Source organism: Sporolactobacillus sp. KGMB 08714 (assembly GCF_036598985.1).
Classification (GTDB): Bacteria; Bacillota; Bacilli; order Bacillales; family Sporolactobacillaceae; genus Sporolactobacillus.
On the sequence record NZ_JAUUBW010000074.1, the window covers coordinates 102,498 to 121,455 of the forward strand.

Below are 18,958 nucleotides of genomic sequence, written 5' to 3' on the forward strand. Positions count from 1 at the left end.
GGTTATTTTGCCTCAACATCTTGAGTACATAATTAAATTATCAAAGCAATCAGGCGCAGAATCGATTATTGAGTTCATTCTCTGACAGGAGATGATGAAAGTGGAGGCCAAAAAAACAGAACGCATAGAAACAGAGGAACCGCAGCAGAGCAGCGGCGATCATACGGATCAGCAGACGGCCAGACTGAACCGCAAGCTGTTTCTGACCAACTGTGTCCTGGCCATTTCCATTGCTGTCAATGTCAAACTGCTTTTCGGATAATAGGGCAGGTCGCCGGATGGACGGAACAGGAAGAAAGGTATTTCCGATCTATCAAGATGCATAAATTAAAAAAATGTAGAAATAATGGGAAGAGCGCGTTTCCATTATTTTTTTATTGCTTTTTTATAGAAAAAAGTGACAGAGCCGGCAGAACGGAATCGAATAAACTAATTTGATAAAAGACAAGCTTGGTATGGAGAATCGAAAATATGAAAGCAAACATGTTTTATGCAGGCGTCATTGCCGTTTTTCTGAGCCTGGCTGCCTGTTCGGGTACGGTTCATCAAATAAAGCCGACGGATGTTCAGAAGAACAAACCTGCGGCACAGACAAGTCCGGCGGTAAAAACGGTTTCGTCTCTCAGCCATAAGGGATTGTACACCGTTGCCAATCCAGACAGCACACTTGTCCTGGTTAATAAATATTTTAAGCTGCCGGACAATTATGTTCCCAAGCAGCTTGTATCTGTCAATGTTCCGTTTATTACCGGTGAGAAATCCGAACTGACGGAGATGCGTCCCGTTGCCGCGAAAGCTCTGGAGATCATGTTCGCCGCCGCTAAGAAAGACGGGGTTCAGCTTGCGGGTGTGTCGGCTTATCGCTCCTACAAGTCCCAGACAACGCTTTTCAACACTTATGTCCGGGAAGACGGTGAAAAAAAGGCACTGACATACAGCGCCAGGCCCGGAACAAGCGAACATGAAACCGGCCTGGCCGTTGATGTTTCAGGGATCAACGGCCAATATGCGGCGACGCCCGCCTTCGCAACAACGGCCGAGGCTGCCTGGCTGGCGGCCCATGCAGCGGAATATGGTTTTATCATCCGCTACCCAAAAGGAAAAGAATCGGTAACGGGCTATGAATACGAGGCGTGGCATCTTCGCTACGTGGGGCCTGCCGCCGCAAAGGAAATCACTGAAAAAGGCCTCGCCCTTGAGGAATATCTGGGCAAAGTTTCTGTTACACACTGACGGGCTGCCAAAGATTGCCGTTCATGGATTCCCACTCTATGGGCAATCTATAAGGGTTCACGAAAGAGTGAATAAAATGATTCATGGTGGTGAGCGGAATCATGAAGCGAAGACGGAGGCTTCTTCCACTGATTACGACGATCGGTATTGGTGCGGCTGTTTATCAATTATTGAGGCCCAATAACCGGATCGGACAGGCAGTCAGAAATCGGATGAATCAGATGGTACAGCAGAAGAAATTGTTTCCGGATACTTAACCGGAAACGGGAATCCGTTCGTTGGATTCCTGTTTTTATACAGACAAGAAAAACATCGGAAGAAAAGATGCAGATATTCCAAAACAACCTTAAAATCATAGAAGGGGTATAATAGGATGGGCGGCATCCCTGTAAGACAAGTTTAGTTTACATTCAGGATAGAATGGGCCATGTGTGAAGATTCGGAAAGACTGAACTGTGGAAATGCCAATAGTCAGAATATATGATTTTTTATTTTTGCCTTTACAAGCCTTCACATTCTGTATATAATTAAGAACGTCGATTGCGGCGGAGAGACATGGCCCGTTCGTCAAGCGGTTAAGACACCACCCTTTCACGGTGGGTTCATGGGTTCGAATCCCGTACGGGTCACTTTGGAGGATTAGCTCAGCTGGGAGAGCGTCTGCCTTACAAGCAGAGGGTCATAGGTTCGAGCCCTATATCCTCCATTATTTCGCCGGTCTAGCTCAATTGGCAGAGCAACTGACTTGTAATCAGTAGGTTGGGGGTTCAAGTCCTCTGACCGGCACCATTGATCGATGCGCAGCGACGGTATGGAGGGATAGCGAAGAGGCTAAACGCGACGGACTGTAAATCCGTTCCCTATGGGTTCGAAGGTTCGAAACCTTCTCCCTCCACCACTATAAATTTTATTTAACTGCGGGCCATTAGCTCAGTTGGCAGAGCATCTGACTCTTAATCAGAGGGTCGAAGGTTCGAGGCCTTCATGGCCCACCATTTATCTTGTTTTGCGGGTGTGGCGGAATTGGCAGACGCGCTAGATTCAGGTTCTAGTGTCCTTTACCGGACGTGGAGGTTCAAGTCCTCTCATCCGCATTGATTGTTTAACCGGAGGTGCGTTTTGAAAGGCTTTTGAGGCGGGGACAGGCAGTCCGCGCTGTTTCATCGGATAAGCTTTTTCGAGGGCGCCTTTTATTTTGCGGAAGTAGTTCAGTGGTAGAACATCACCTTGCCATGGTGGGGGTCGCGGGTTCGAATCCCGTCTTCCGCTCCATTTATTGCGGGGCCTTAGCTCAGCTGGGAGAGCGCCTGCTTTGCACGCAGGAGGTCAGGGGTTCGATCCCCCTAGGCTCCACTCCGGTTCTTACATAAGATGGTGCAGGATCCCCGGTTATACAATCGGGAATCCTGCTGCTTTTTTGGACTGAGCAGGAAAAGCCGCCCCCGGGGGCGGCTTTTCTCTTTCGGAGCACCGTACAGGCCCCGGCATCGGGCGTTCAATCAGTTTTTCATGATCAGATCCGTCACATCGCGCCGCATGGTCTGCGGCACATTCTGATCGGGTTTTCCGATGCGGACGAGCATCTGAATCGTGCTTCCGTCCGCCGCATAATCACGGTGTATGCCGTTGTAAAGTTTCTTCATTTCCGGATATTCTTCCAGAGCCTGGCTGAGCGGCTGAACGGCGAGCCCCAGATGACCGGCCTCAAGAATCAGCCGGCTGTATATCAGGCCGCTTTTCACCTGGCTCTCACGGCGGTTGTCTTTCGTCTGAATCATGATATATGCCGGCGTGCTGTCAACCGATGCCTGCGTCGATTTGACGAAGAGGTCCGACGCCGCTTTTCCGCTGTTCATCGAAGGAAAAAGTGTGACAAGCCCCTGAAGCAGGTGGACCATGATTCCGGATGTGCCCTGGCCTTCGACGGAAAATCCATAGCGATATTTATTCTTTTGATATTCGTTGGCCCGGAAAATCGCGGCCGATTCATCCATAACCCGCTTCACACCGGACTCAACGACGGCGCTCTTCATCGCATAATCGTTCAATCGGGCGACATCCGCCTGATCCTGATAAACTTTCACCGATACGTCCGGTTCTGAGAGGCTTTCGAGGCGGCCGGTCTGTGCGGCGGTCAGCCTGTCCGCTTTATAAGGCCCTCTGTTCGTGTCCGGGACAAACAGCGCACTATAGAGGGGGCTCTGCTGCGGGCCGGTCTTCCCGAGTGTAATTTTTGCGACCGGTTTTGTATCCATGCTTGTCGAAAGGTTTTTCTCATCGTAGGCTCCGTCCGGAAATAAGGATATATCCGTTCGGTAGCCGATTTTCTCGCCGGCGACTTGCATGTAGGCCAGAAAGGTCCCCTGAGAGACCATCATCTGGCGCGCATAGGGGTCGACTTCGTTTGTCATCCGTCTGCTGTCCGCGTAAAGGTAAAAGATCCTCGGGTCGCTCTTGTCAAGCCGGATTTTCCACGGCTGCATATTGTGGCCGTTCGCCGCAAGAAGCCCGTATGCCGCCAGCTGAATGCGCGGATCGTCAAATTTCAGCGCATAATTTTTATTCCACGGTTCCAGGTAATGCCGCGGAAGGAAAATGCCGCTGATCAGAAGAAGAAAAAGAAATGCCGCCAGAATGACGGTGCCCAGGCTGCAAAGAATGATGAGCATTGTTTTTTTCACTCCCTGTTTTTTCATTCATGAAAACCTCCGTTTTCGTTTCGAAGCGAACGGATCATCATTTGGAAAGCAGCTGAAATCAGATCCCCAGCCGATATGTGATGATAATTCTGAATATAGTTGGCTTTGACCTTCGATGTATTAAATACGCCGACCATACAGGACCACAGGACAATCGCCGTTTCTACAGGATCCAGATCATTCCTGAAGCTCCCCTCCTCCTGGCCTTTTCTAAGCAGGCCGGCCAGCATATCGAAGACTTCCTCACCGAGCCTGTAGCATTCTTCTCTTGACTGATCGGGGATCCCCTTCTGAAAATCGCTCTCGCCGTTTTCATAGGAGAAGACAGCAGCGAAATAATCGGGAAAATCGGTACTGAATCGGTAAAAGGCATAGGTCATCCGCTCAAGTCTGTCACCGGCGGGGCCGGTTTTCACGCTCTTCTCTTCCTTTTTCAGCAAAGCAATAAGCTGCCTGTACCCGCGGATCATCACTTCAAAGTGAAGCTGTTCTTTGCCTGTGAAATAGGCATAGACCGTACGTTTGCTGAAATGTGCTTCACGGGCTACGTCATCCATCGTCGACTGCTCATATCCCTTTGAAAAGAACAGCTTTTCCGCGGCGCCGATTATTTTATCTCTGCGCATGGCTTTTTCCTCTTCAAGTTTCACTGGTGCCACCTCCGATAGCGATGAGTGAACAATAAAGTAAACTGCCGGTTTACTTTATTGTTCACTAAATTCTTCTTTCTGTCAATATTGTGAGGAACGTCGTAACATGTCGAATATGGTCATATCCGTCCCGTATTATTATGGTATAATTTGAGTAACAAATAGTAACCGGAAACCCTGCTGCGTTCGATTTTGTTCACGACAAAAGAAAGCACGGGCGGGCCGTGCCTTCTCTAATTGTGATTATCTGATTAATTGCTCGTATTTATTCAGTAACTTGTCAAGGCGGCGGCTCATGTGCTGGATTTTCGGGGAAGACAGCGGCTCTTTAATGGCGGTAAGGACAAGGCGGTCGCGCAGTTTTTCGATTTTTTTACTGAGATCCTTCCTGTTCATCGGCTCGCCTCCATATTCTGTTTAAGTTATATTCAAATACCCGTTCATTTAAAAAATAAAACAAACGATGTCGGTTTTTCTGAATGACTGTCCCGGGCCTCTGTCATGAGTTCCGGCGCCGTTTCATTTGTGAAACTTGACTCGGTATTCTTTCGTATGACATATTGATGCAAAAGAGAGGTTAAGATGGAACAGAAGGAGAAACGGCTGATCAGGAGGGTTAAAAAAGGCGATCATCAGGCCTTTGCAGAACTCGTCGACAGATATAAAAACAGTGTGTTTGCGATTTGTCTGAGAATGGTCGGCAATCGCCAGGAAGCTGAAGATCTGTCTCAGGAAACATTTATCCGGGCATACAAACATATTGATCAATTTGACAATAACCGCAGCTTTTCCACGTGGATCTTTCGCATCGCAACCAACCTCTCAATTGATTCATTGAGGAGGAAGAAACCGAGTGTCTCGCTTGACGCCGAAATACCGGGTGCTGACGGGATTGTATTGAAAGAATTGTTGAGCGGCGGGGAAATATTGCCCGATGAACGGATCATCCGTGCCGAGATGGAGAAAATTATTCAGCACGAGATCAGCCTTCTCCCTGAAAAGTATCGATCGGCCGTCATTCTGAAATATATTGAGGATCTCAGCCTGAAAGAAATAAGTGAAATTATGGGTATTCCTGTCGGAACGGTGAAAACAAGAATTCATCGCGGCCGTGAAATGCTGAGAAAAAATATGACTGCTTTCAGAGGTGAAAAAAATGGCGAGCGGTGAACATAAAAAATATGTCTCTTTAATGAATAAAGTATTGGACGGCGAAGCGACGAAAGAAGAACAATGTTTGCTTGACGCCCACCTCGCCGGCTGCAGCAGCTGCCGTGATCATTTTAATGAGCTGAGGCAGTATGCAAATTTGCTCAACCAGCTGGTCCACCCACAAGTGCCGATAAATTTTACGAAAAATGTTCTTGATAAACTTCCCGCCGATCATCGTCATGCGGTTCGGAATTGGGCGGCCCGCCATCCGTTGTATACAGGGATGGCAATCTGTGCGCTTCCGATGTCGCTCATGATGATTGCAGCGAGGCGTCAGGCCTCCGATCGGGAAAAAAGCGGAAACGGTCAGTTTATACTGCTTAAAATGCCCGGTGACCGTTCCTGATACGAATAAAAGGCCGGCAATACATCGGTTCCGGCTGATTTGCTGCCCTGAAACGAAGGGCTTTTCATTTTTTTATGGATTATGGCATAAACTATGAAAATGTACTGAACAGGCGGCAGCCGTTGAAATGCCCGCGAAGACAATCTATGCTATGATGGACGGTACAATGGCACTCGGCACGGGATCGGGATTGCGGGATTATTGGATAATGAAAATGAGCGGCTGTTTGGAGGATGAAAGCCATGTCTTGGTTGGCCCATTTTAACATTTTAAACTATTTGACGGATATCATTGATATCTTGATCGTCACCTATCTGATCTATAAAGTCATCCTGATTATCCGGGGCACAAAGGCCGTTCAGCTTGCGAAAGGTATATTGGTTATCGTCGGTGTCTGGTTTCTGAGCAGCCTGTTTCAGCTGAAGACGCTCGAATGGATCCTGAACAATGCGATTACATACGGCCTGTTTGCGATTATTGTTATTTTTCAGCCTGAACTGCGGCGCGTGCTCGAACAGCTTGGCCGGGGACGGCTTTTTTCCCGGGGGACGGTTGTTGAAGAACAGCATAAACAGATGATCGACGCCATTGTCAAGGCGTCTTCATATATGGCCAAGCGCCGGATCGGGGCGCTGATGTCCATAGAACGGAAAACGGGGCTGAATGAGTATATTGAAACGGGCATCCCTCTACATGGGAATCTGACTTCCCAGCTGCTGATTAATATTTTTATCCCGAACACGCCGCTTCATGACGGTGCGGTTATTATCCGGGGAAATGAAGTAGCGGCGGCAGCCTGTTATCTGCCGCTCTCTGAAAGTCCGTTCATCTCGAAAGAACTTGGGACAAGGCATCGTGCGGCAATGGGGGTCAGCGAGGTCACCGACTCTCTCACCGTGGTTGTATCGGAGGAAACAGGCGGCATTACGGTCACAAAAAACGGCGAAATGTTCCGCGACATTTCTGAAGAACGGCTGACGGAAATCCTGCAGACTGAACTAAACAAATCTGAAAAGAACACAGGTTCTTTAAGATGGAATTGGAGAGGGAAGCATAATGGATAAACTGCTGCGCAAAAACTGGCTCGTCAAGATTATTTCCTTTGTTATAGCGCTGATGCTTTATGCCATTGTGAATGCGGGGCAGACGCCTTCTTCAACGCCGTCCAGCGTCATTACAAATCAGACGCAGCAGATGATGATTACGGAAGGGCTGGATGTCCGCTATAATTCAAATCAATATGTGGTCAGCGGCGCTCCGCGGTCCGTAAACCTCCGTCTGAACGGATCAAACGATCTCATTTTGAAAGCGAAGCTGCTGACGATGAAAAGCGCTTTCATTGATCTGACGAATATGAAATCCGGCACTTATGACGTACAGGTTCAGACACAGGGCTTCCCGACCGGCCTGAAAGTGACGCCTGTCCCGTCATCTGTACGGGTCACCATACAGAAAAAGACCAGCAAGGAGCTTCCGGTAGCCGTCGACATATTGGACAAGAGTAAGGTCGGCGCCGGCTTGCTTGTCGGCGACCCGGTGATTGATCCAAGAGCCGTGACCGTAACCGGCGGAGAGGATACAGTTAATTCCATCGCATTTATCAAAGGGGTTGTCAGTGTCAAAAATGCCAGTGCAACAGTTGACAGAATGATTACGCTGCATGCATATGATAGTACCGGCAAAGAGGTCGATGTATCCATTGAACCGTCTGCCGTTCACGTGCAGGTGCCGGTCACACGGGTGTCCAAACAATTGAGCATTCAGGCGGTAACGACCGGCACGCCTGCATCGGGCTATTCAGTCGGCTCGATTGATCTGTCGGCGAATACAGTCAATGTGATTGCGCCCGACGAGAATACGCTGAGCACGATCACAGGCATTTCACCGCTTTCCGTTTCCGTCGACGGGCTGTCGGGCGATAAAACATTTTCAGTAGATGTACCGGTTCCGTCCGGCGCGACCCGGGTTTCGCCCGCGAAGGTCGACGTGACGGTGCATATTGTAAAATCATCTTCATCAACAGGCAGCGGCAGCAGCGCCAGCTCGGCTTTCAGTTCAAGCGGGCAATACGGGTCAAAAAATTTTCAATCGATTCCCCTTACGATGACGGGGCTTAGTTCCGGCCGAAATGCAACGTTCACTTCGGCGAATCACGTCGATGTTTCAGTTACGGGGAATTCTCAGGACCTCAATAATCTAACGGCAAAAGATATACAGGCGAGTGTCGATCTCAGCGGACTGGGTACGGGCCGGCATCAGGTAACGGTCGACGTGACCGTTCCGAACGGACTGAGTGCCCATGCATCTCCCGGAAGCGTCGGTGTCAGCATCAGCTAGGACGTGCCGGTTACCAATGCGAGCCAATCGTTTGCCGGCAAATCAGGTTTTCTTGGAGGATTTTTCAAAATAGAGACGAATTTGGACGAGTGGAAAGATAGGAGCGATCAAAATGGCAAAGTATTTTGGTACAGACGGAGTAAGGGGTATCGCGAATCAGGATCTGACACCCGAACTGGCTTTCAGGCTCGGACGGACGGGCGGCTATGCTCTGACGAAAACGACGGAGCACCCGAAGGTCCTGGTCGGGCGCGATACGAGGATTTCGGGCTATATGCTTGAGGGAGCTCTGATTGCCGGATTACTGTCGATCGGCGTCGAAGTGATGCGTCTCGGCGTCATCTCGACTCCGGGCGTAGCCTACCTGACGAAAGCGATGGATGCCAGCGCGGGCATTATGATTTCGGCTTCGCACAATCCGGTGGCCGACAATGGCATCAAATTTTTCGGCAGTGACGGTTTTAAGCTGAGCGACGAAGTAGAGGAAACCATCGAAACGCTTCTCGCAAAAAATACAGACGATCTGCCGCGGCCGATCGGCACTGATCTCGGTACCGCCGGCGACTATTTTGAAGGAAGCCAGAAATACCTGCAGTTCCTGAAGGACACGATTCAGGATGACGATTTCTCAGGCTTAAGCCTGGGGCTCGACTGTGCCAACGGATCGACCAGTGCACTCGCCCCGCATCTGTTCGCCGATCTTGAAACGGATATTGTGCCGATCGGCACATCGCCGAACGGGAAGAACATTAATGACGGAGTCGGCTCGACACACCCGGATGCGCTTGCGGCGCTCGTCGTAGAGAAAGGGCTTGACTGCGGCCTGGCCTTTGACGGCGACGGCGACCGTCTGATTGCGGTCGATGAGCTTGGAAACATCGTTGACGGAGACAAAATTATGTATATCTGTGCCACTTATTTAAAGTCGAAGGGTCAATTAAGCAAAAATACGCTCGTGACGACGGTTATGAGCAATCTGGGCCTGTATAAAGCCCTGGAAGCGGCAAAAATTGAAACGAAGCAGACAAAAGTCGGCGACCGCTATGTCATGGAGGAAATGCGGGCGGGCGGCTATGCGCTGGGCGGCGAGCAGTCCGGACATATTATTTTTCTCAATCATTCGACGACGGGCGACGGCATGCTGTCCGCACTGCAGCTCGTCAGCATCATGAAGGCGACGGGGAAAAAGCTGTCCGAACTGGCCGCTGATATCAGGACCTATCCCCAGAAACTGGTAAACATGCGGGTGGCCGATAAATTTCATGTTACTGATAATCCGGCGGTCGGCCAGGTCATTCGTGAAGTAGAGGCGGAAATGGCCGGTGACGGCCGTGTTCTCGTCCGCCCGTCCGGGACCGAATCGCTTGTGCGGATCATGGCGGAGGCGCCGACCGAAGAAGCATGCAGCGCGTACGTTGCACGCATCGCCCAGACTGTCGAAAAAGAGATCGGCGGTAAGATCCAGGACTGATTTCTGATTTTATAATATATGGGTATGTCCGGCCGGCACGGAGAATAACCGATCTGAATAATTTAAAGTATGCAAAGCAAGCGAGAGAATCCGGCCGGCGGATAGCAAATATGCTTTCTTGCCGGGGGAGACGCCCGCGGGAAAGTCTGTTGACAGATATATATTTTTTAAGTAGAATTTCTGTGCGGCCGATTGGCCGAAAGGTTTGACTCAAGAAGGAAAGAGAGGGCGGATGAACTGAATATAAAGCGCCTGGACTATTCCCGGAAATGATGAGCAGTCGGAATAGTTGACGAGGAAGAGGTTTATCGAAAGACTCGGCGGATGCCTCTCGGAAACAGCCTGCACCGTTAATCCGTGTACAAAACAGAGAGGCAACTTTCTGGACAGAGGCCGGACAGCAGGCATTTATGACAATAAAAAAACAAGTGGGGCAAGACTGCCCCGGAATGCTTTCTTGCCTCACATGGAGGGGAACCCAATGTGTGGTATCGTTGGTTATATTGGCAATAAGGATGCACGCGACATTTTATTGAACGGGCTCAGCAATCTGGAATATCGCGGCTATGATTCGGCAGGCATTGCACTCCAGACTGCAGGCAGCGTCCATGTTTTCAAAGAAAAAGGCCGGATCGCGGCGCTTCGGACCATTGTTGACCCGTCCATTCAGGCCACTCAGGGCATCGGACACACACGCTGGGCGACGCACGGCGAACCGAGCCGGCGCAACGCCCACCCGCATCAGAGCGCTTCCGGACGGTTTACCATCGTTCACAACGGCGTCATCGAGAACTATGCGCAGCTGCGCGACCGTTATCTCGGAGGAGTCTCTCTGAAAAGCGATACGGACACGGAAGTCGTTGTTCAGCTGATCGAACATTTTGTCGACGGCGGCCTTGAGGTGGAAGAAGCCCTGCGGAAAACGCTGAAGCTGATCGACGGTTCCTACGGCATTGCGATGCTTGATGCGGAAAACAGCGATCTCATTTATGTCGGGAAAAACAAAAGTCCGCTTCTGATCGGCGCAGGCGACGGATTCAATGTTGTGGCGAGTGACGCAACGGCGATGATTCAGCAGACCAAGCGTTATGTCGAACTGATGGATGAAGAAATTGTCCTGCTGTCGCGGAACGGATATGTGATTAAGGATCTTGACGGCCATGTGAAAACCCGCGATCCGTACACCGTTTCATTTGATGCCCGCGATACGGAAAAGGGCGCCTATCCGTATTACATGCTGAAGGAAATTGATGAACAGCCGGCTGTGCTGAGAAGGCTGCTTCAGAAATACCGTGGGAAAAACGGATCGATTGCGATCGATCCGGCCATTACCCGGGCGATTAACGAAGCGGACCGGCTTTACATTATTGCCTGCGGCACGAGCTATCATGCCGGCCTGGTGGGCAGGCAGCTGATCGAGCAGGTCGCTCAGATTCCGACCGAAGTGCATATTTCAAGCGAATTTTCCTACAATATGCCGCTTCTCTCAAAAAAACCGCTGTTCATCTTCATCTCACAGAGCGGCGAGACGGCCGACAGCCGTGCGGTGCTTGTCAAAGTCAAGAAACTCGGCTATCCGACGCTGACGCTGACCAATGTCGAAGGTTCGACGCTTTACCGTGAAGCGGATTACAAGATGCTGCTTTTCGCCGGACCGGAAATAGCCGTTGCATCGACGAAGGCTTACACGGCCCAGATGGCGGTTCTGTCTTTCATTGCGGTTGCCGCGGCAGAGAGCCGGGGAATCGTTCTTGATTTCGATCCGGTTCACGAGCTGAGTCTCGTTGCCCAGGCGATGGAGCGGATGATCGATGAAAAGGCGCTGCTGCAGGCGGTTGCCCGTGATTATCTGTCGGTGACGCGCAACGCTTTTTATATCGGACGCGGCCTTGATTATTACGTCTGCATGGAGGCGGCCCTGAAGCTGAAGGAAATTTCCTACATTCAGGCCGAAGGCTTCGCCGGCGGCGAGCTCAAACACGGCACAATCGCCCTGATCGAGAACAGCACGCCGGTTCTTGCCTTTGCCACTCAGGAGAGCGTCAATAACAGCATCCGCAACAATGTCGAAGAAGTCGCGGCCCGCGGCGCCCACACCGCCGTCATCAGCATGGAGGGCGTGACCGCCCGGCCCGGCGACAAAATCGTGCTTCCTAAAGTGCACAAATCCTTTACACCGCTTGTTTCAGCCATTCCGCTGCAGCTGATCGCCTATTACGCAGCCCTGCAGCACGAATGCGATGTCGACAAACCAAGAAACCTCGCCAAATCGGTCACGGTGGAATAATAAAAAAATGAGAAATAGAAATATATAATATTTATTGCATCGGACAAAAAAGCTGTTTACTGAGACTGTTACTATGAGTGAATCATAGCAGCAGTTTTTTTCTGTTCAGAGGGTGATTGTTTACCGAAGCGAACGAATCAATGGGCGGAAGATAAAATTGCACGATATTGCGCTGAGAATCGAGACGGCGGTGGATTAACAAATTATAAGCCACGGTAGACAATGCAAAACATTTCATCACCCAGTCAGGTTCATCGAATCAAAGGCTGGATTATGCAGCGCATTCATCATTTTCTGTCCGACCTCGAGAATATACGCCATGGGGGCGGAACCCATTGGCAGGCCGGGATGACCGGAATTAGCCATTGTCAATGGCATCAATAGATAATGTACGTATAGTATCTATGGATAGTTGCACAATAGCTTTTGCCCTAGCAAGTCTTCCTCGTATAATAAGTTTCGAAGTTAATAGTCATCCCTGTTCAGCTTAGGTACTGCGTGATAACCTCTAGTTGTTCATTGAAATGGATCCAACGGGTTTAGGCTTTTCCCTCCTGTAGTCTTTCTACGTAATTAGTCTGCTGCCCGTGCAGCTGCCGGATATGCTGACGCATAAGATGTAGCGGTTGCGAGCTCAACTCATCGGGGGCAGGATGAGTTGGGCCTTTCGGTCTTTGTCTACTGATCGCGAGGTGGCGTTCATGCAGCTGTAATTAGGGGACATCACAGAGTATCCGAGCTTATTCCAAAATGAATAGGGAAGTAGGTCCTTCCCAGTGAAACTATTTGTCGGATGGATATCAGAGCACAGAAACTGGATGTTTGCTTTTTAAACAGTGATCAATGTAATTGGGCTCAACAGTCCTTGGCGAACAATCTTAACGGGGCTTATGCCATCAAGGAGCTTGTGTTAAAACTCAGCTCAGCCACTCCCTATAAACGTGAGTGATCGGCATGGAGTCCACGTCCATTTACAGTTTTCACCCAACGATATTCTTTCATGAAGACGCGGAGTTGAAGGTGCTGCCTTTGGACGCCGCATCACCGATAATCAGTAAGGTCCGCCTCCTTATCGCTTTCAGATATTTGGAAATTTTGTGACTTAGATTAGTGCTGTCCCTTTTTGAAACATCAGTTAAAAGTTAAAAAATAAATCTTATTTAGAACTTGACTTAATACCACAAGACTAACTGCAGCCTTTTATTTTGAAGATTCTTTTTCTGTTAGAATTGAGTATCCCAGTGACTTGATATCTTTATTAAATCCTTTGACTGTATCCAATGAAACTTCTTCCAGAGGTTTTCCGACTTTCTTTAGCTTCGTAATGATTTCCGGTGTGCAGGTAATGATATCCACGCCTAGACGATCAGCTTCGTAAACGTTAAACAGTTCACGGGAGCTTGCCCAAAGCAAGTTGGCACCCTTCTTGGATTGACAAATAGCAACTGCTTTCTTCATGTAAGGAATCGGATCTTGTCCGGTATCAGCAATACGACCGGCAAAAACAGAGACAATGTTTTCTACGTCAGGGTTCAGAGCAGCTACTGCATCTTCCACTTGATCGACGGTCAAGAGCGCGGTGATGTTCAGCGAATAGCCCTTGTCCTCTAACTTTTTAATCAGCGGAATGGACGATTCTCCTTTGGTGTTGGTAATTGGAATTTTGATGAATACATTTTTGCCGAAGGAGTGGATTTTTTCCGCTTCTTTTTCCATCGTTTCAAAATCATCGGCAAATACTTCAAAAGATAGCGGCAGATCTGGAATTTTTTCAATGACTTCTTTAGAAAATGCCATATAGTCTTTTACACCTGCTTTTTTCATCAGACTCGGATTTGTGGTAAATCCACTAACAAAGCCAGATTCATAAGCAGCGATCATGTCCTCAATTACTGCACCGTCCGCATAGATCTCGACATTAACATTTAACTTCCCCATCTACTTATCTCTCCTTTTTTGGTCACTAGAAAACCCACGATTGATTTCATCGAGGGTTTTTAGTTGCTCAGTAATTGATATTAGTTGAAAGCTCGGTCCCATTTGAAGCAATCACACCTCTGTACCAAACGAACGACTTTTTCCGGGATCGCGCCAGCGTACCGTGGCCTTCATCATCCAAATCGACATAGATGAACCCATAGCGCTTCGACATCTCACCAGTCGAGGCACTGACCAGATCGATGCAGCCCCATGGCGTATAGCCCATCACATCAACACCGTCTTCATTGACCGCAGCGGCCATAGCTTCGATGTGCTTGCGCAGGTAGTCGATCCGATAGTCGTCATTGATGCTGCCGTCAGCTTCGACCTTATCCTTGGCGCCCAGGCCATTTTCAACAACGAAGAGCGGTACCTGATAACGATCATAGAGTTCGTTCAGGCCAATACGCAGACCGATCGGGTCGATCTGCCAACCCCATTCGCTGGCTTCTAGGAACGGGTTCTTTACACCACCGAGCATGTTGCCGCCAGTCTTGTCCGAGTTGTCTGATGTCACGTCGACGGCGTTGCTCATGTAGTAACTGAAGCCGATGTAATCGACTGGATACTTTTTGATCCAAGCGAGGTCGTCGTCCGTGATTTCGAGCCGGCTTTCGTCAACATGATACTGCTTGTAAAGGCGCTTGGTGTATGTCGGATACTGGCCGCGCACCTGAACGTCAGCACAGAAGAAGTTGAAGGCCTGCTGACTTTGCAAGGTCGCCAGCTGATTGACCGGGTTCGCGTCGATACTGTACGCCGTCGCGTAAAGAATCATGCAGCCGATCTTTAGGTCCGGATCCAGTTCATGGCCGATCTTGACGGTCTTGCTGCTGGCCACGAATTGATTGTTGAAAGCCTGAAAAATATTAGTTGAATCATCCCCGCCATTTGCCTGAACTAAGCCTTGGCTCATTGCCGGGAAGTGGAAGGCGGAGTTGATCTCATTAAAGGTCATCCAATATTTCACCTTGGATGCATAGCGGGTCAGGACCGTTTTTGCGAAGCACTCAAAGAAATCTATGAGCTTCCGGTTCTTCCAGCCGCCGTATTCTTTAGCCAGCTTCAGCGGCATCTCATAATGAGAGATGGTGATCACCGGTTCGATATCGTACTTCAGGCACTCGTCGATGAGGCTGTCATAGAATGCCAGACCTTTTTCATTTGGTTCGGTCTCATCGCCGTTCGGGAAGATACGAGTCCAGGCGATCGAGAAGCGGTAGCACTTGAAGCCCATCTCCGCGAACAGCGCGATGTCTTCCTTGTAATGGTCATAGTGATCGATACCTTCGTGGTTTGGATAGTCGTATTTGCTCTCATCGATAGTCCAGTCAAAATCTGGGCTTTTCAGTAAATTGAGCCGTTTTTTGCCACCGGGATAGGCATCGTCGATTGATAAGCCTTTCCCGTCGCGGTCATATGCGCCTTCAAGTTGATTGGCAGCTGTCGCGCCGCCCCATAAGAATCCATCTGGAAAGGTGCTCATGTTTAAACTCCTTCCGTTGTCTGTAATTGTGTAATTACTTTCCGCCAATGGCCCGCTCGTTGCTCGGCAAGGTCTGTTGAGATTTCTGGCGAGTATCTTTCGGTGTGGGTTTCTTTAATCGGAAATGAATCAAAACCGTTCAATGCTGCCCCAACACCGCTCAGTTCTTGGACAGGTGAAATGATAACCTGGCGTTGTGCAATGTCTGCAAGGAACTGCATCAAGTAATGGTTGCAAATCATTCCACCGTCAACGTGGATGATCGGCTCGAGATCTGGAGACTGATCTTGAAGTAATTGAACGATATCGGCGATCTGAAAAACAACAGCATCAAGACTGGCTCGGACTAATTCATTCTTTCCAGTCAGCATTGTCATGCCGACAAAAGCCGCTTTCATTTCTGGCCTATTATACGGTGCCGCCAGTCCGCTGAAGGCTGGGACAAGACAGGTGGTGTCGTTTGGATCTGCCGCCTGCGCCATGCAATCAGTCTCAGCTGGGTCGCCAATGATCGCCAGGTTATTTTTTAGCCAGGTTATCACTGCCCCAGAATAATTCACGTTACCTTCCAGGACATAGGTGGTCTGACCACGCTTGCGCCATGCAATTGAAGTGTTAAGGCCCGTTTCGGAGCGTATCTTCTCTTCGCCAGTATTTAACATGATTGAACTACCGGTTCCAAAGGTCACCTTAAATTGGCCAGGCGAGTGACAGCCTTCTGCGTAAAGGGCGGCTTGAGAATCTCCCAGAACGCTAGTGATTGGAATCGAATGATTGAGTTCACCGAAAAGATCAGTCTTTCCAAAGATACCATCAGAATCAATGATTTGGGGTAGCTCGTTCTGGTCAATGCCGAATAAATCACAAAGAGATTGATCCCATGTCCCTGTATTCAAATCCATCAATTGCGTCCTGCAAGCATTGCTTGGCTCTGTCTTGAAAGAATCTCCATTGGTCAAGACACTAACTAGCCAACTATCAATCGTCCCGAAACAAAGATCTCCTCGACTCTGGGCAGTCCGTACCACAGCGTTGTGTATAAGCAGCCAGGCAAACTTGGCGCCCGTAAAGTAGGGTGATAGATTTAGGCCTGTCTTCATCTTGATTGTTCCTGATTCAGGTTTAGCAACCAACTCATCCACTAGTTCTTTCGCGCGGTTATCTTGCCAGACAATGGCCAAAGCGAGCGGCTCTCCGGAACTTCTTGACCAAGCAGCTGCTGTCTCACGCTGATTGCTGATAGCAACACTGGTGACAGTCGCTCCCTTAGCATGAGCTAAAGCTAGATGAACCAATGCCTTAAGGTTTGCCTGAATTTCAGTAAGGTCGTGGCTGATCCAGCCCTCTGGACTGATCAATTGGCGGTGAGTTCGTGTGGTTTTGTACTTGATGGTTCCCTCGTGATCGATCAGCAATACTTTGGTTCCTTGGGTGCTTTGATCGATTGCAAGCGTCAATTCAGTCATGTTTTCCACCTACTTCATCCAATCCGAAATCCTTCGTGTAAGCGATTGGGCATCCATTCCATAATAAGCAAACACTTCATCTTGAGTACCGGCAATTACTAGTTCATCGGGAAACCCGACAATCTGGATTGGGGCATGTTGGTGCGAGGCTAAAGATTCCGCTACTGCTGAACCAATGCCACCATATATGCTGTGTTCTTCAATGGTCACGATCAGATCCACCTGAGTGGCTACGCGACTCAATAAACGATGATCGAGCGGTTTTAAGGAAACCAGATCGACAACTTTGGCATGGATGCCTTGCTGATTGAGCATCTTAGCAGTATCAACTGCTATGCTGAGGGTCTCCCCCATTGCAACCAGCGCAACATCATGGCCATGATCGAACAAGATATTAGCTTGGCCCGGCCTTGAAAAGGCACGTTTTTCATTGTCGTAGATGTTGGGTAGCGCCCTTTTCCCGATTCGCACATAAGCTGGCCGATCAGATTGGACCAGATACTGCATTAAACCACGCGTTTGTGCTTGATCTGCTGGCATGTACACTTCTAAATCTGGTATCGCTCGTGTAATCGCCAGATCTTGAAGAGAATGATGCGTGGCACCTAAGACACTGTAAGAGTTGCCGCCGGAGATGCCAATCAGTTTGACGTTACTATTTGAATAAGCCACGTCGACTTTGACTTGTTCTATACTGCGCATTGTCAAAAAAGCTGCCGGAGAGAATACAAAAGGTCGTTTGCCGCTATGAGCAAGACCAGCTGCTACGGTCACGGCGTTTTGCTCGGCGATCCCCATTTCGATTAGTTGTTTTGGCCGTTCCTTGGCAAATGGCGTCAACGAAGCTGAACCGCGAGAATCACTGGTTACCGCTAAAAGATTATGATCACGACTCGCAGCAGTAATCATTTCGTCACAAATCACTTCACCAATCTTTGCTTGATTCATCATTTTTCCAAACCTCCGATCACTGCTTCCAGCTCTTGAACGCCCTGTTTATACTGGGCTTCGTCAGGCACTCGATGATGCCACCCTGCCTGATTTTCCGCAAAGCTGATCCCTTTGCCTTTTACTGTATCGGCTAGAATAAGTCTTGGTTTGCCGGTTTCGTTAGGGACAGTTAAAGCATCGACCAACGCCGTCATGTCATTCCCATCGATTTCCGTGACTGAAAATCCGAAAGCCTCATACTTATCGGCTAATGGTTCGCTGTTCATAACGTCGGTGGTTGGGCCACTGATCTGCAGTCGGTTGTGGTCAATGATTGCGGTCAGATTATCAAGTTGATAGTTGCCAGCAGCCATCGCAGCTTCCCAGACTGACCCCTCGGCTTGTTCACCATCCCCCATCAAGGTATAGACATGGTAGTCTCGCTTATCCAGCTTTCCTGCAACTGCGATTCCGACACTTAGACCCAGCCCATGTCCCAGTGATCCAGTGTTCATTTCAATCCCGTTGATATGATTGGTTGGATGACCGATATAAGGAGAATCAAACTGTGAGTACCGAAATAAGTCGCTTTTTGGGAAGTACCCCCGGTCTGCCAAGACGTTGTATAAGATCTCGACTGCATGACCTTTTGATTGAATGTAACGATCTCGATCAGGATCACTGAATGTTTTTGGAGTTTGATTCAGCACGCCGTAGTACAACGCAACCAAAATATCAGTGCAAGAAAGATCGCTGCCTGTATGACCGGTCTTAGCTTGAAAAATCATATTCCAAGTTGCTAACCTCATCTGTGCAGCTTTTAACTTCAAGGATTGAATATCTAGTGATGCCTTTTCATTG

Annotated in this window: 17 protein-coding genes and 8 tRNA genes; 17 read left to right on the forward strand and 8 right to left on the reverse strand. The window is 49.2% G+C overall.

Features of this window, described 5'->3' with window-relative positions; translation table 11 throughout:
• Positions 1 to 100: 100 nt before the first annotated feature.
• The 11 genes from Q6A92_RS20005 to Q6A92_RS20055 all read left to right on the forward strand — a co-directional run bounded on the left by Q6A92_RS20005 (position 101) and on the right by Q6A92_RS20055 (position 2,586).
• Entirely contained in the window at positions 101 to 262 is a 162-nt protein-coding gene (locus tag Q6A92_RS20005) for a hypothetical protein (RefSeq protein WP_274401301.1), read from the forward strand.
• A 209-nt stretch (positions 263 to 471) separates the two neighbouring features.
• The gene (locus tag Q6A92_RS20010; RefSeq protein WP_274401300.1) at positions 472 to 1,233 is read left to right on the forward strand and encodes a M15 family metallopeptidase; all 762 of its coding nucleotides are present in this window, start codon (positions 472 to 474) and stop codon (positions 1,231 to 1,233) included.
• 101 nt (positions 1,234 to 1,334) lie between these two features.
• Positions 1,335 to 1,490 (forward strand): hypothetical protein, encoded by a 156-nt coding sequence (locus Q6A92_RS20015; protein WP_274401299.1) that lies wholly within the window; start codon positions 1,335 to 1,337, stop codon positions 1,488 to 1,490.
• 300 nt (positions 1,491 to 1,790) lie between these two features.
• A tRNA-Glu gene (locus Q6A92_RS20020) sits at positions 1,791 to 1,862 on the forward strand.
• Between the two features lie 4 nt (positions 1,863 to 1,866).
• A tRNA-Val gene (locus Q6A92_RS20025) sits at positions 1,867 to 1,939 on the forward strand.
• Positions 1,940 to 1,946: 7 nt separating this feature from the next.
• Positions 1,947 to 2,022, forward strand: a tRNA-Thr gene (locus tag Q6A92_RS20030).
• A gap of 24 nt (positions 2,023 to 2,046) precedes the next feature.
• A tRNA-Tyr gene (locus tag Q6A92_RS20035) sits at positions 2,047 to 2,131 on the forward strand.
• A gap of 21 nt (positions 2,132 to 2,152) precedes the next feature.
• A tRNA-Lys gene (locus tag Q6A92_RS20040) sits at positions 2,153 to 2,228 on the forward strand.
• Positions 2,229 to 2,241: 13 nt separating this feature from the next.
• A tRNA-Leu gene (locus Q6A92_RS20045) sits at positions 2,242 to 2,327 on the forward strand.
• Between the two features lie 103 nt (positions 2,328 to 2,430).
• A tRNA-Gly gene (locus Q6A92_RS20050) sits at positions 2,431 to 2,505 on the forward strand.
• Between the two features lie 8 nt (positions 2,506 to 2,513).
• Positions 2,514 to 2,586 (forward strand) — tRNA-Ala (locus Q6A92_RS20055).
• A 146-nt stretch (positions 2,587 to 2,732) separates the two neighbouring features.
• On the opposite strand, the gene Q6A92_RS20060 is transcribed toward Q6A92_RS20055, so the two are convergent.
• From Q6A92_RS20060 to Q6A92_RS20070, 3 genes are all read right to left on the reverse strand, one after another.
• On the reverse strand, positions 2,733 to 3,929 hold the full coding sequence (locus Q6A92_RS20060; protein ID WP_274401298.1) for an Acg family FMN-binding oxidoreductase: 1,197 nt from the start codon (positions 3,927 to 3,929) through the stop codon (positions 2,733 to 2,735).
• Entirely contained in the window at positions 3,926 to 4,582 is a 657-nt protein-coding gene (locus Q6A92_RS20065) for a TetR/AcrR family transcriptional regulator (RefSeq protein WP_274401297.1), read from the reverse strand. Before Q6A92_RS20065 ends, Q6A92_RS20060 begins: the two co-directional genes overlap by 4 nt.
• A 243-nt stretch (positions 4,583 to 4,825) precedes the next feature.
• Positions 4,826 to 4,978 carry an aspartyl-phosphate phosphatase Spo0E family protein gene (locus tag Q6A92_RS20070; protein WP_274401296.1) on the reverse strand — a complete coding sequence of 51 codons (153 nt, stop codon included), beginning with the start codon at positions 4,976 to 4,978 and terminating at the stop codon, positions 4,826 to 4,828.
• A 186-nt stretch (positions 4,979 to 5,164) separates the two neighbouring features.
• Between Q6A92_RS20070 and sigW the strand changes: the two genes are divergently transcribed.
• The 6 genes from sigW to glmS all read left to right on the forward strand — a co-directional run bounded on the left by sigW (position 5,165) and on the right by glmS (position 12,235).
• Positions 5,165 to 5,752 carry an RNA polymerase sigma factor SigW gene (gene sigW, locus Q6A92_RS20075; RefSeq protein ID WP_274401295.1) on the forward strand — a complete coding sequence of 196 codons (588 nt, stop codon included), beginning with the start codon at positions 5,165 to 5,167 and terminating at the stop codon, positions 5,750 to 5,752.
• Positions 5,739 to 6,140 (forward strand): anti-sigma factor family protein, encoded by a 402-nt coding sequence (locus tag Q6A92_RS20080; protein WP_274401294.1) that lies wholly within the window; start codon positions 5,739 to 5,741, stop codon positions 6,138 to 6,140. The genes sigW and Q6A92_RS20080 overlap by 14 nt, the downstream gene beginning before the upstream one ends.
• Before the next feature lie 233 nt (positions 6,141 to 6,373).
• Positions 6,374 to 7,204: a diadenylate cyclase CdaA gene (gene cdaA, locus Q6A92_RS20085; RefSeq protein WP_443029764.1), complete on the forward strand. Its 831-nt coding sequence runs from the start codon at positions 6,374 to 6,376 to the stop codon at positions 7,202 to 7,204.
• Positions 7,197 to 8,477 carry a CdaR family protein gene (locus Q6A92_RS20090; RefSeq protein ID WP_274401292.1) on the forward strand — a complete coding sequence of 427 codons (1,281 nt, stop codon included), beginning with the start codon at positions 7,197 to 7,199 and terminating at the stop codon, positions 8,475 to 8,477. Before cdaA ends, Q6A92_RS20090 begins: the two co-directional genes overlap by 8 nt.
• A 112-nt stretch (positions 8,478 to 8,589) precedes the next feature.
• Positions 8,590 to 9,948 carry a phosphoglucosamine mutase gene (glmM, locus tag Q6A92_RS20095; protein WP_332239124.1) on the forward strand — a complete coding sequence of 453 codons (1,359 nt, stop codon included), beginning with the start codon at positions 8,590 to 8,592 and terminating at the stop codon, positions 9,946 to 9,948.
• Between the two features lie 481 nt (positions 9,949 to 10,429).
• The gene (glmS, locus tag Q6A92_RS20100; RefSeq protein ID WP_332239125.1) at positions 10,430 to 12,235 is read left to right on the forward strand and encodes a glutamine--fructose-6-phosphate transaminase (isomerizing); all 1,806 of its coding nucleotides are present in this window, start codon (positions 10,430 to 10,432) and stop codon (positions 12,233 to 12,235) included.
• A 1,200-nt stretch (positions 12,236 to 13,435) separates the two neighbouring features.
• Here glmS and Q6A92_RS20105 read toward each other — a convergent pair.
• The 5 genes from Q6A92_RS20105 to Q6A92_RS20125 form a co-directional block, all read right to left on the reverse strand.
• Positions 13,436 to 14,173, reverse strand: coding sequence for a transaldolase (locus tag Q6A92_RS20105; protein ID WP_332239126.1), 738 nt, complete (start codon positions 14,171 to 14,173; stop codon positions 13,436 to 13,438).
• Between the two features lie 67 nt (positions 14,174 to 14,240).
• Positions 14,241 to 15,701, reverse strand: a complete 1,461-nt coding sequence (locus Q6A92_RS20110; RefSeq protein WP_332239127.1) for a glycoside hydrolase family 1 protein — start codon at positions 15,699 to 15,701, stop codon at positions 14,241 to 14,243.
• 2 nt (positions 15,702 to 15,703) lie between these two features.
• Complete coding sequence (locus tag Q6A92_RS20115; protein ID WP_332239128.1) at positions 15,704 to 17,167, reverse strand: FGGY-family carbohydrate kinase; 1,464 nt, start codon at positions 17,165 to 17,167, stop codon at positions 15,704 to 15,706.
• A 9-nt stretch (positions 17,168 to 17,176) separates the two neighbouring features.
• Complete coding sequence (locus tag Q6A92_RS20120; RefSeq protein ID WP_443029765.1) at positions 17,177 to 18,118, reverse strand: transketolase family protein; 942 nt, start codon at positions 18,116 to 18,118, stop codon at positions 17,177 to 17,179.
• On the reverse strand, positions 18,115 to 18,936 hold the full coding sequence (locus tag Q6A92_RS20125; protein WP_274401325.1) for a transketolase: 822 nt from the start codon (positions 18,934 to 18,936) through the stop codon (positions 18,115 to 18,117). Before Q6A92_RS20125 ends, Q6A92_RS20120 begins: the two co-directional genes overlap by 4 nt.
• Between the last annotated feature and the right edge of the window lie 22 nt (positions 18,937 to 18,958).